At 35.8% G+C, this 11183-nt stretch carries 8 protein-coding genes; 6 read left to right on the forward strand and 2 right to left on the reverse strand.

Going from position 1 to position 11183, the window contains the following annotated elements; translation table 11 throughout:
• Together JGH11_RS17065 and JGH11_RS17070 are read right to left on the reverse strand one after the other, a co-directional pair.
• Positions 1-524, reverse strand: a 524-nt coding sequence (locus tag JGH11_RS17065; RefSeq protein WP_201113824.1) for an RICIN domain-containing protein, incomplete at its 3' end; no start/stop codon positions are given.
• A 137-nt stretch (positions 525-661) separates the two neighbouring features.
• Complete coding sequence (locus JGH11_RS17070; RefSeq protein WP_201113825.1) at positions 662-1315, reverse strand: RNA polymerase sigma-70 factor; 654 nt, start codon at positions 1313-1315, stop codon at positions 662-664.
• Positions 1316-1504: 189 nt separating this feature from the next.
• Here JGH11_RS17070 and JGH11_RS17075 point away from each other — a divergent pair, with 189 nt between their 5' ends.
• The 6 genes from JGH11_RS17075 to JGH11_RS17100 all read left to right on the forward strand — a co-directional run bounded on the left by JGH11_RS17075 (position 1505) and on the right by JGH11_RS17100 (position 11171).
• Entirely contained in the window at positions 1505-2521 is a 1017-nt protein-coding gene (locus JGH11_RS17075) for a FecR family protein (RefSeq protein WP_201113826.1), read from the forward strand.
• A gap of 153 nt (positions 2522-2674) precedes the next feature.
• Positions 2675-6061: a SusC/RagA family TonB-linked outer membrane protein gene (locus JGH11_RS17080; RefSeq protein WP_236264093.1), complete on the forward strand. Its 3387-nt coding sequence runs from the start codon at positions 2675-2677 to the stop codon at positions 6059-6061.
• 21 nt (positions 6062-6082) lie between these two features.
• Positions 6083-7630, forward strand: coding sequence for a RagB/SusD family nutrient uptake outer membrane protein (locus JGH11_RS17085; protein ID WP_201113827.1), 1548 nt, complete (start codon positions 6083-6085; stop codon positions 7628-7630).
• A gap of 41 nt (positions 7631-7671) precedes the next feature.
• Positions 7672-8751: a glycoside hydrolase family 18 gene (locus JGH11_RS17090; protein WP_201113828.1), complete on the forward strand. Its 1080-nt coding sequence runs from the start codon at positions 7672-7674 to the stop codon at positions 8749-8751.
• Positions 8752-8792: 41 nt separating this feature from the next.
• A complete protein-coding gene (locus tag JGH11_RS17095) occupies positions 8793-10004 on the forward strand; it encodes a BT_3987 domain-containing protein (protein ID WP_201113829.1) in 1212 nt (403 codons plus the stop codon).
• Positions 10005-10106: 102 nt separating this feature from the next.
• Positions 10107-11171: a discoidin domain-containing protein gene (locus JGH11_RS17100; RefSeq protein WP_201113831.1), complete on the forward strand. Its 1065-nt coding sequence runs from the start codon at positions 10107-10109 to the stop codon at positions 11169-11171.
• The last annotated feature ends 12 nt before the right edge of the window (positions 11172-11183 follow it).

Genomic DNA, 11183 nt, shown 5'->3' on the forward strand with positions numbered 1-11183 from the left:
GTACTAGCCGTAGAAGCACCATAAGGATGTATAAATCTGCTGGGGGGATCAACTAGCCTAAACCTATATGAATTAGAAGTTCCAATTCTTTCTATTATCCATTTGTATAATCTAGAGTCATTTGAAATATATGAATATATTTCAAGTTCTGTAGAATTAAGTACAGAACCATTTACTGGATGTATATACAAACTAGGAGCCCTATATAGGCTTATTGTATATGTATTATCTGTACCTTTCTTTATTATCCATTTATAGTCATCAATATTGTCTTTTAATGGATATATTTCAAGTCTTGCAGGCGGTTGTGTTGAACCGTTTAAGGTATGTAATAACTGATCACTGTTTGCAGCAAGTTTAAATGTATACGTTCCGTCCTCAAGCGGAGCAGCTATAGATACTTTTTCAAAAAGCCATTTATAACTTAGATCATTACTTTCATTTCGAGGGTATATCTCTACGCTATTATTTTCAGCAGCACTACTATTTGTCAAGTGCATGTGTAAATCTCGATTTCCTGCCATACGTATAAATTAGCCTCCTTCACCTGATCGCGTAGGTTCAATAAACCACTTATAAGAACTTAAATATGTTCAAGGCTAAAAAAAAACTGATAATCAATTGGTTGTCATTTTGTTATCATTTTGTTATACACCAAGATTTATGTTAACTTCTCAATTATATAATGAGAATCTTCTTGTAAATCTTGAGCATTTAAAGGGAAATGATGGTCGGAGCCATAACTCAATATAGCAAGAAGTAAAGGAAGAAAATCTTTTAGTTCTACGCGCAGTATTTTCAATGCTTGTTGTATTCTATAATCAATGGTTTTAGAAGAAACTCCTAATTCATCTGCTATTTGTTGATAAGTTTGGTTCTGAAAACGATTTTTCTCAAATGCAATACGGTACGACTCAGGAAGAATCTTAATCGCACTTTCTATTTTCCTGGATAATTCTTCAACAATATAAAAGTCGGGATCATCAAAAACATATTGCATTTCTTCATGTAAAATATTATTTACTTTCTGCTTCATCACACTTCTGTTAATCAGTGTAAAACATTTGTTCTTCACAGAACGGAATAAATATTGTCCCAGAGATGTTTCTATAATATGGTTATCTCTTGATTCCCATAACCAAAGCATAATATCCTGAACAACCTCCTCTGAATCTTCATCACTAACAAATTGCCGAGCATACGCACACAGAATAGGATAATACCTTACGAACAGAGTATCGAATGCATTTTTATCACCCTTCTTCACTTGCAAATAAAGGCTAACATCTTCCAATATCTTTTCTTGTTTCTCCATTCACACTTTTTAATAAAACAGAGCCTTTTATTTGAGAAAAATAAATCTCAGAAAAATACAACATTAATTTGTATTGAATACTTAATAATACAAATTTAGAGAATATTTTAAGATTTAAAATTTTTTTCCACTTTCTGTTTAGGATATCTTTATTCTTAATAGTCTTTATTATAGAACGCAGAAATAAATATGGATAAACTTATTATAGATGAGGCTTTATTAATTCGATATTTTTCGAAAGAAATATCCGGATCAGAAGCGAAACGTATCGAAGATTGGATTTCCTCATCAGAAGAGAACAGAGATTTAGCAAAGCAGATATATTATATATATATTGCTTCCGAAACAGTGCAAACATTAAAACAAACTGATAGTAAGAAAGCTTTGCGTAACGTAACAAGAAAGGTGGAAAAACAAAGACGCGCTTATTTGTTCAGAAGAGTGCAACGCATTGCTGCAGTATTTACTATCCCATTACTTTTTACTACTTTTTATCTATTGTTAAGTCAAACTTCGGCCACAAATGAATATGTAGAAATAAGAACAAATCCAGGAATGATAACAACAGTAACTCTCCCTGACAATTCCAAAGTATGGCTTAATTCCGATTCATATTTAAAGTACCCAGCTAAATTCACAGGAAAAACGAGAGATATTATACTAAACGGAGAGGCGTTTTTTGAAGTAGAGAAAGATCCGAAACGCAAATTCATAGTATCCACAACTCATAATATGCAAATAGAAGTTTTGGGAACAGAATTTAATGTAGAAGCATACAGTAGGAATCGAGATGTCACAACAACACTGGTATCGGGGGAAATTAATCTGCTATATAGCTCTGCAGAGAATAATATTCACCATCTACGAATGACTCCGAATCAAAAGACTATTATTAATACATCCAATCGGACAGCTATTACAACTTCGGTAAATGTTGAGCCTGATATTGCATGGAAAGACGGAAAAATAATATTTAATGATACTTCATTAGAAGATGCTCTTCGAATTTTAAGTAAGAGGTTCAACGTTCAATTTGTAATTAAAGATCCAAAGCTTAAAGAATATTCATTTTCTGGAACATTTGTTCATCAGAGATTGGACAGGATATTAGAACATTTTAAGATTTCGTCTAATATAAAAAGTAAATATATAACTACAGATGATAATTTAAATAAAATAGAAAAAAGTGTAATAGAAATTTACTAACCCAAATAAGCTTAAAATATCATGAAAAACAAAGAAAACTAAAGAAAAACATGTAAGGAAATATTGGCGTATTTCCCTACATGAAACATTGCTCATTAGCCTTATAACTAAGGACTAAAAGAAATTATTTTTTAACTAAATCACTACAAATCTATGAAAAATTATTTTACCATCCAATGGCGTTGGGTGTTAAAGTCAGTACGACTAACAATACATAAAATTCCACTGCCTATGAGACTATTTTTTATATTTATGTGCGTTTCTGTTGGGCTAATTCAGGCATCGAATAGTTATGCCCAAAACGCAATCTTAGATATTAATGTGAAAAACCAAACTGTAGAAAATGTACTAAAACAAATAGAGAATCAGTCTGAATTTACATTTTTCTACAATACCAAACAGATTGATATAGACAGAAAAGTATCTATCTCAGCATTCCAAAAAGATATATTTGCAGTATTGGCCGAAATTTTTTTAGGTACAGATGTTGCATATTCAGTTTTGGATAAAAGCATTATCCTTTCCAGTAAACAAAACACGATACTATTGAGTGATGGTTTGGGTATAAAACAAGATGGCGGAAAGACTGTGTCGGGACAAATAAAAGACATACAGGGAGAACCGTTGATAGGTGTAAGCATTTCAGTAAAAGGAACAACAATCGGTACTCTCTCCGACATTGACGGTAAATTTTCCCTAAAGACGAAAGAAGGACAGACAATAGTAATATCACTTGTCGGGTATGCATCCAAAGAAATAGTTATTGGTTCACAATCTACTATCGATATCGTTTTGGAAGAACGAAATATTGCTCTTGACGCAGTTGTTGTTACGGCACTAGGAATCAAAAGATCGGAAAAAGCTTTGAGTTACAATGCTCAAGAGGTAGGCGCAGGAGACTTAACCACAGTGAAAGATGCTAATCTCATGAATTCACTCGTAGGTAAAGTAGCCGGGGTGAACATCAATAGTTCTTCAACAGGTATTGGGGGAGCTACAAAAGTTGTTATCCGTGGATCTAAATCGATCGAAAGAGATAATAACGTGCTTTATGTAATTGATGGAATTCCGATGACTAATTTCACAAAAGGATCTATAACGGAAGGAGAAGGCATTTATTCATTACAACCAGCAGGTGGAGAGGGAATTAGCGACATCAATCCTGATGACATAGAGAGTATGACTGTACTTACAGGCCCGGCAGCCGCGGCTCTTTATGGATCGAGCGCCGCCAATGGTGCCATCGTCATTACAACTAAAAAAGGACAGGTTGGGAAAGCTAAAGTTGTAGTATCAAACCAGACAACATTCATGTCTCCTTTTGTAATGCCGGAATTTCAGAATAGATATGGAAATGCTCCGGGAACGTATCAGAGTTGGGGTGATAGGCTAGCTATACCATCCTCGTATGATCCAAAAGATTTCTTTAATACAGGATCGAATGTTCAGAATTCTGTATCCTTGTCCGTAGGGAATGAAAAAAATCAAACATATGCTTCAGCTGGATCAACCAATGCTGATGGCATTATGCCGAATAATGAATACACACGCTATAATTTTTCATTTAGAAATACGACTTCATTCCTGAACGATAAAATGATGCTTGATTTTTCCGCGAATTATATATTACAGAAAAACCAGAATATGACCGCTCAGGGTCAATATTTCAATCCTTTAGTAGCAGTTTATACATATCCGCGAGGTGAAGATTTCGAGAGAGTAAGAATGTATGAAGAATATAACAGCGGACGAGAAATTTACACACAACGTTGGCAATGGGGAGATGAAGGACTTACCCTTCAAAATCCTTATTGGACAGCATATCGTAATATTTTCTCGACAAAAAGAAACCGTTATATGATGAATGCAAGCCTGAAATACGATGTTTTTGATTGGATGAATGTTGCAGGACGAATAAAAATTGATAATACGCAATCCACTGAAGAGAAGAAGCTATATGCATCCACAATGACTTTGCTAGCCGGTAAAAACGGGAGTTATTTCAGGAATAACATGCACGAGAAGCAAACCTATGCTGATATAATGGTCAATATCAACAAGTATTTTGGTTCAGATTATTCTCTGTCTGCCAATGTCGGAGCCAGTCTTTATAATCTAAATTATGATGAAAACGGATTGAATGGAAACCTGTATGATATGCCGAATTTCTTTGCTTTGAGAAATATAAATAGGGCAGATCCAAAGACAAAAGTACTGGAAGACGGATGGCAACAACAAACACAGGCTATATTCGCAAATGTGGAACTTGGTTGGAAAAGTATGTTATATTTAACGCTAACGGGCCGTAATGATTGGGATTCAGCACTGGCTCTTATGCCTGATAAATCCTTCTTCTACCCCTCAGTCGGTCTTTCCGGCGTTATTTCCGAAATGGTAAAATTGCCTAGCTTTATTAATTATATGAAAGTACGTGGCTCATATGCATCGGTAGGTAACTCTATTCCACGCAATCTGTCGATACATCACTATCCTTTTGATGAAGGAACAAACTCATGGGCGACTAATACATATATGCCGTTAGGTTATCTATATCCTGAACGTACAAAATCGTGGGAAGCAGGATTGAACGTGAAGTTCTGGAAAAATAAATTTGACCTAAATGTTACACTCTACAAATCAAACACATATGATCAGACTGTAACTGTACCTATTTCTGCTTCATCAGGATATTCTTCTATTATTGCACAGACGGGTAATATTCAAAATAAAGGATTGGAAGCGTCACTGAATTTTTATGAAAAATGGAATAACTTCTCATGGTCTTCCGGTTTTACAATTAGTGCTAACCGCAATAAGATCATTGATCTTGGCAAGTATACAAACGAAAATGGAGTTGTTACCGAATTGGATCAAATTAAAAAGACACAGATAGGATCTTCCCTTCTCATGCTTACCACAGGTGGCACATTAGGCGATTTATGGACAACTACTGAAATTAAGAAAGATGAAAATGGTAATATATGGGTAGATCCTATTACCGGAGGTATTTCATCGGAAGATAAACTACAAAAAGTAGGCTCTGTTTTACCAAAATGGAATATGGGATTCAGAAATAGTTTTGCATGGAAGGACTTAAACTTTGAATTTGTGATTGCAGCTCGCTTGGGTGGAAAAGTAGTATCATATACACAAGCTGTGCTTGATGCATATGGTGTGAGTGAAGTCTCAGCAGTAGCTCGTGACAATGGCGGCATCCCTGTAAATAACGGATTTGTAGATGCTGAAACATGGTACAAAACCGTAGGAGGTACAGGCGGCATATATTCTCATTATATATATAATGCAACAAATGTACGTCTACAGGAAGCTAGCATTGGCTATACTTTTCCTGCCAAGTGGTTCAACAATAAAATAAAGATGTCAGCTTCTCTTGTTGGTCGTAACCTATTGATGATATATAACAAAGCTCCTTTCGATCCGGAATCGACAGCTTCTACCAGTAATTACTATCAGGGTTTAGATTATATGATGTCTCCTAGTTTGAGAAGCTATGGATTCAATGTCAAATTTGAATTTTAACCGAAATAAAAATAGAATATTATGAAATATAGATATCTATCCAAAATCAAATATGCTGCAATATCGTTTATTACAATGATATCGATAAGCTCTTGTATGGATTATGAAGACATAAATACTCCTGACTACTTGCCTAAGGAATTACCGATGGGCGCCTACTTCATCCAGATGCAGAATATAGTATATCCTGCACAGGAAAATAACTATCAAATGTGTGAAAGTCTCATCGGTGATGTTTATGGGCGCTATATGACTATAACCAATAGTGGTTGGGAATCGAGTTTTGCGACATTTAATGCTCCCGATAATTGGCTGGATTTTCCTTTTGAAAAAGTTTTCTCTACATTCTATTCAGCATGGGTTGAAGTGAAAGACAGAACAGATGCAAAAGGTGTTAATTATGCCTGGGCTCAACTTTTAAGAGTTGCAGCTATGCAACGTATGACAGATCTTTACGGCCCCATCCCATACTCCAAAGTAGCAAGTGGGAATATTGAAGTGCCCTATGATAGTCAAGAAGAAGTATACAAAAATATGTTCAATGATTTGGATTTTGCTATCTCTGAATTAACCGCTTATGTTTTATCATATCCGGGTGAAAAGCCAATGGAAGACTACGATCGGGTATATGGTGGGGATTATTCGAAATGGGTAAAATTTGCTAATTCCTTGAAGCTTCGTATGGCTATGCGTATTGTATATGCTAATCCGGCATTGGCAGAAGAAAAAGCTCTAGAAGCTGTTAATCACCCGATAGGAGTAATTAGAACAAACGAAGAGAATGCATATATTACCTATGCTCCGAATCCTATAAAAATAATGTGGGAAGATTATACAGACTCACGCGTATGTGCCGATATTGTCACCTATATGAAGGGTTATAATGATCCACGTATGAGTAAGTATTTTCAAATGGGAAATGTTGGTGGCGCATCTGGATATTATGGCTTAAGAGCCGGCATAACTATTCCGAATAAGGCTTGGGCACTGACCTATTCAGCTCCGGCTATATATACAGACGAAAAATTATTATGGATGAATGCGGCTGAAGTCTCATTTCTAAAATCGGAAGGTGCGATGCGTGGTTGGAACATGGGAGGAACTACAGCAGCTCTTTACAATCAAGGGATTAAACTCTCTTTTGACCAATATGGAGTATCGGGTAATTATGATACTTATATTACTAATAGCATAGCTAAACCAGCTGCTTATGACGATCCTACATTCCCCGAGGCAGCTCGAAGTACAATTACTATTAAATGGGAAGATGCAGTTTCAGAGGAAGTAATGCTGGAGCGTATTATAACTCAAAAGTGGATTGCTATGTGGCCTTTAGGGCAGGAAGCATGGAGCGAACAACGTAGAACTGGATATCCTCGTTTCTTTCCGACAAAAGTAAATAAAAATACCGATGCATCTCTCACAACTAAACTCGCAGCACGTATCCCGTTTGCACCGAGTGAAAGAATCAACAATGCAACGAACTATTCGGCTGCGGTATCCTTACTTGGAGGTACTGATGCTTATGGAACTAAAATATGGTGGGATAAAAAATCAAATAAACCATGATTTCAAGATAATTGATGTTTAAATTAATTGAATATAAAATTATGAGAAAACTTATCAAATATATAACACTAGCCCTATTTTCATGCTGCTTTGCTGTTTCATGTAATGACTGGACTGATGTAGAGGCCGAGATAATAGATGTACCGGGAAAATCGGAAGAATACTATGCAAACCTTAGAACTTGGAAAGCAACCTATGCCGAAAGACAAATAAGCTTTGGCTGGTTTGGTGGCTGGACAGGCGTTGGCTCTTCAATGGTTAGTTCTTTGGCTGGGTTACCAGATAGCATGGATATGGTTTCGATTTGGGGTGATTGGATAAACCAGACAGAAGCTAAAATAAAAGACTTACAATACGCACAAAAGGTAAAGGGGCTCAAAGTTTTAGCATGTTCCTTTACCGAGAATGTGGGTGATGGCTTCACTCCGGACGGAAAAACAGTCAAAGAATATTGGGGATGGGATCCTTCAGAAAGCAATCTTAATGATGAGCCTACCGACACACAAAAAGAAGGAATTCGTAAATATGCAAGAGCTATTGCAGAAACAATAAATTCCCTAGGATATGATGGATTTGATATAGACCATGAACCCAATTATGGAGGCGCAGGTGATTTAGCTAGCAGCCGTCCACGTTTGAAAGTATTTATTGAAGAGTTAGGTAAATATTTTGGACCAAAATCCGGTACAGGAAAGATATTGGCTGTAGATGGAGAACCTCAATCTATGCATGCGGATTCGGGACCTTATTTCGACTGGTTCATTGTTCAAGCTTATGATTGTACATCATATACAAATTTGAATAGCAGATTAAAAACAACTATCCGGAACTATGAAGGGGTCCTAACCCCTCAGGAAGTTGCAAAAAAATATATTGTAACAGAGAATTTCGAAAAAGCAGCATACAATACAACGGGAGGGGCTAACTTTTTACAAGAGGATGGAACATATACTAAATCTTTTGCGGGAATGGCAGCATGGGAACCTCTTGTCAATAATGTCAGATATCTGAAAGGCGGATCAGGAGTATATCATATTGAATATGAGTATAGCGTTCCCGGCAAGGCTGGCTTTTATCCATTTACTCGTGAAGCTATCAGATTAATGAATCCGAAATATTAATCGAATAAGGCTATGTATAATGATTTATTAAAACATACATTATGAAAACAATATTAAATATAAAATATGTCCTTGTAATTAGTTTTGTTATTTTGCTCTTTACCTATGGATGCAATGACGCTAAGAACGATGTTATCGGAAATCATGTATATCTGTCAAATGTTTCGACAGAAAATTTCCAAAAGATCACGATTGATGAAAATGGTTCAACTGTTGTTATTCAAGTAAGAATGGCAGATAAGGCATCTACAGATACAAAAGTCAATATTGAAGTAAACGAAGATGTCCTAAAAAAATTTAATGAATCACATTCAACAAATTATGCGATTTTACCTGCTGATTTTTACACTTTGGACAGTACATATACTGTAATAACAAAGGGAGTCAGCAATGGAACACCAATCGGCATCAGCCTCAAGGCACTTACCCCCGAACTGAATAAAACAGGCCTTACATATGCCATCCCTATAATTGTCAAATCGGTAGAAGGCAACAATGTTCCGGTACTCAATAGTGCAGGCTACTTTATCTACGTGATCACTCCAATACCATATGCTGACGTTCCAGTTATGAAACGTGCTAATGGTATGAAAATGAAACTTAAAAACGAATCTGTAACAGTAAATGATTTTACTGTAGAGTTTTTGGTAAAAATGGACAACTTAGGTCTTAACCGAAATAATCAGATATTATTTAATGCAGCAGATTTCTCAGGTGGTGATGGAGGATCTGATGGAGAGATATTCACGCGTTTTGCTGCCGATGGTGCTGCCGGTAAATGGGATAAATTCCAGATAAAGAATCAGGGTAAGAGTTATGATGCCCAGACGTCTTTCAAGAACAATATCTGGTATCATATTGCATGTGTAAATGATAATGCTACAGGAACTATGTATATCTATGTAAACGGAGTACTGGATAGTAAATTTCCTAACGGACAAATATCCACAACAGTAAACTCAAGCTCCCCTCGCGGATTCCGTTTCTGTGGAGAAGACGATAATGACGGTTATATGAGATCTAATGTGCAGGCAAGTGAAATTCGTTTCTGGACTGTAGCCCGTACTGAGGCACAGATTAAAAATAATATGTATGGAGTAGATCCCGCTTCTACAGGCTTATTTGCTTATTGGAGGCTAAATGAGGGAACAGGAAACATTCTTACCGATGCTACAGGAAATGGAAACGATGCCGTAATTTTTGGAGTTGCAGCCACATGGCTACTTGACCAAAAAGTTGAAGTAGGTAAGTAAATATTATAAATAGAGGTTCTTAAGTAAAGGTCAAAGACAAACCTTTACTTAGGAATCCTATATACCCCAACTACGTTATGTACAATATAAAATACTTGCAAAATGAGAAAGTTATTCATGTTATTTATATCTGTTTTAGCTCTTTATACTTACGGATACTCTAACGATGATGATGTGCAAAAAGATATCAAATCCATTGAAATACTTGGTTTGACAGATGATACGTTACGCATAAACAAGGATGACACATATCAGGTGAATCTTAAAATAGATCCGTCAAATGGACTGGTTAAATATGTTAGTAACAACCAGAAAGTATTTAAAGTTAGTGATTCAGGCCTTATTACAGCCGTAGACGGAGGAATAGGATGGCTGATTATTGTTGGTGCTAATGGAGAATCATGGACAAAAACATTGTGTACGGTAGATGTAACAGCTTATGTAGACTCAATTACAATAAACGGGAGTGAAAACTATATGATTGCAGATGGAGATAAAAGAAATCTGTCTTCAGCATTTGTGGCTTATCCTATAACAGCAAAAAATAAAATATTTGCTTATAAATCATCTAATCCGGCAATAGCCACTGTAGATAAGGATGGTATTGTAATTCCAATATCTAGGGGGATTGTTGAAATTACAGCGACATCGACAGATGGTAGCAATATTCAATCAAAGCCAATAACGATTTATTCCAAATATGAAAGAAAGGCTCTTTCCAAATCAGGATGGACAGTAACGGCGTCAAGTTATCAAAGTTCATACTATGGACCTAACAAAATTATAGATGGAGTAAATTCTACTATTTGGCATTGTAAATGGTCAGGAGCAGGTACTCCACCACCTTATTGGTTGTTAATAGATATGAAAGAAGAGAAAGAGTTTGACCAGATAACACTATACCGTTATTCTGCATATCAGGATACACGTAATGTTGAATTCTATACCAGCTCTGCATTGACCGATGATTTGGGTCAGGATGATCCATCTTTTAAGAAGATAGGTAATATAAATTTTGGTGATTTATCGAATTCAACGACAAATATGACAATTCAATATTTCCCTGAAGCTAAAATTAAGACTCGATATCTTAAATTGTATCTACCAGACACTAACCGTGAGAGAAATAATAGTTTGGCGGAACTCTACTTATACAATGTAGAATAATATAAATAGTAT

The sequence above is a fragment of the Dysgonomonas sp. Marseille-P4677 genome (assembly GCF_016652235.1).
Taxonomy (GTDB): Bacteria; Bacteroidota; Bacteroidia; order Bacteroidales; family Dysgonomonadaceae; genus Dysgonomonas.

Excerpts from the sequence above, each read along its gene's own strand:
- JGH11_RS17070 (WP_201113825.1), bottom strand. The coding sequence starts at position 1,315 with ATGGAGAAACAAGAAAAGATATTGGAAGATGTTAGCCTTTATTTGCAA.
- JGH11_RS17075 (WP_201113826.1), top strand. The coding sequence starts at position 1,505 with ATGGATAAACTTATTATAGATGAGGCTTTATTAATTCGATATTTTTCG.
- JGH11_RS17080 (WP_236264093.1), top strand. The coding sequence starts at position 2,675 with ATGAAAAATTATTTTACCATCCAATGGCGTTGGGTGTTAAAGTCAGTA.
- JGH11_RS17085 (WP_201113827.1), top strand. The coding sequence starts at position 6,083 with ATGAAATATAGATATCTATCCAAAATCAAATATGCTGCAATATCGTTT.
- JGH11_RS17090 (WP_201113828.1), top strand. The coding sequence starts at position 7,672 with ATGAGAAAACTTATCAAATATATAACACTAGCCCTATTTTCATGCTGC.
- JGH11_RS17095 (WP_201113829.1), top strand. The coding sequence starts at position 8,793 with ATGAAAACAATATTAAATATAAAATATGTCCTTGTAATTAGTTTTGTT.
- JGH11_RS17100 (WP_201113831.1), top strand. The coding sequence starts at position 10,107 with ATGAGAAAGTTATTCATGTTATTTATATCTGTTTTAGCTCTTTATACT.